This is a genomic window from Paraburkholderia sp. CNPSo 3274, assembly GCF_024206475.1.
Lineage (GTDB): Bacteria > Pseudomonadota > Gammaproteobacteria > Burkholderiales > Burkholderiaceae > Paraburkholderia.
On sequence record NZ_JAMBPR010000204.1, the window covers coordinates 1 to 1,550 of the forward strand.

Annotated in this window: 1 protein-coding gene and 1 pseudogene; both read right to left on the bottom strand. The window is 50.6% G+C overall.

Annotated features, from left to right (window positions below; genetic code table 11):
• Window positions 1–307: 307 nt before the first annotated feature.
• On the bottom strand, window positions 308–1,279 hold the full coding sequence (locus M3I54_RS44185) for a thioesterase domain-containing protein (RefSeq protein WP_254346695.1): 972 nt from the start codon (window positions 1,277–1,279) through the stop codon (window positions 308–310).
• Window positions 1,277–1,550 (bottom strand): annotated as a pseudogene (locus M3I54_RS45690) (phosphopantetheine-binding protein); the annotation flags it as partial. The gene M3I54_RS44185 and the pseudogene M3I54_RS45690, both read right to left, overlap by 3 nt.

The following is a 1,550-nucleotide window of genomic DNA, read 5'->3' on the forward strand; positions in this document are numbered from 1 at the left end:
CGAACTCGCTCGTGCGCCGGCGTCCACGCGCCCATTACACTGTCGCGAAACCCAACACTATCTGTCCTTGGACCCCGCATTCGCGCTGATTTTGCGCGACCGGCTCGTGCCATTCGTGTGGTTCCCGCGTGCGATAGCCACGCCTGTGGCATCGCGAATCATCGCGGCGATCATTCAACGCCCATAGACGCCAGCGCCTGTGGCGCGGTTTAGCACAAGAACTTTTTTGATTACCGATCGCGGGCGGGCATCGCCAGGCATCGTCAGGCGTCAGTAGCCGCGATCGCCAACCAAAAAACTCTCTGCATTATGTAAAGATTGACCTAAGGTTCGAGTTGTCAGTGTCCAGAGGCTTGCGCGACAGGGGTTTGGAGGTATAGGTATTGGGCTCTTTTAATATGCGACTCAACGCGTTTCCAAGAAGCATGCGATTCAATTTATCTGACATCAGCGTGATGTGATTGCCAGGTACTGGATTTGTAAAGAGACGCGACGATGGGATAATTTTATCCCAGCCATGCGTTTGAGGAGAGGTGTGATCGCCTTGGTCGGGCTTCTCAAGCGCATAAAATAGGTGGATTGTTGAATGCAACGGCGGCGGAGCATAAATCTTTATCATGTCGACGTAATTGTGGATGCGCTTGTAGTGATCGACGGCGATCTTGATGGGGATTGCTTTTGGAAGAATTTTTAGTTTCTGCGCAAGCTCAATTAGCTCTTGAATGTTTAGCCTTCCAAAACTTTCTTGCATCTTATTTATGGTTTCTCTTGGTATGATATTTCCGCAATTGGAAATCGACATAACGAATCGTTGCTCGATAGTCAAATTGTCATTTCTGAAAGTGCTCGGGGCAGGTGTGTCAATAAGTCCAACAAAATCGATCTCCATTCCCATTTCGGAAAGTTGTTTTGCGATAGCGTAGGAGAGAATTCCGCCCGTACAGTAGCCGCAAACTCGATAGGGTCCGGTTGATTGGGTACCAATTATAATATTGGCCATTTTCTCAGCAAGATCTTCAATCAAACTGGATGGGGCGTCAAGACTTGGTGGCCATGGAAGTACATATGTCGGGCAATCAATGTTTATGCTCTCGGAAAGGGGGAATGCGTAAGAATGATCTCCCGAGCCATCCGGTACGAAGAATATCGGAGGTTCTGATCCGGATGGTCGAATCGTGATTGCACTGATATTTGAGGTAAATGACGGATAAGTGTTGATGTGTAAAGCTAGTTTCGCCAGAGTGGAGTGTTGAAATATGTCATTCAAGGTACATATCATGCTGCGCTTCGCTGCATGGGTAATCATTTGAACAGCGAGCAGGGAGTGTCCGCCAAGCGCAAAGAATGAATCGTGTCGACTGACCGTGTGGACGCCGAGGAGTTCACGCCAGATGTCGGCCAGTGCGATCTCGAGTGCACCGATGGGGGCTTCGTACGCGGCATGGGCGAGTGAGTCGGCATCCGGAGCGGGCAGTGCCCGGCGATCGAGTTTGCCGTTGGGGGTGAGAGGCAACGCGTGCAGCCGCACGAAAGCGCTAGGGACCATGTAA

Bases quoted from the DNA above. Each gene is read 5' to 3' on its own strand.
- M3I54_RS44185 (WP_254346695.1), bottom strand. From the start codon at position 1,279: ATGATATGTACCTTGAATGACATATTTCAACACTCCACTCTGGCGAAA.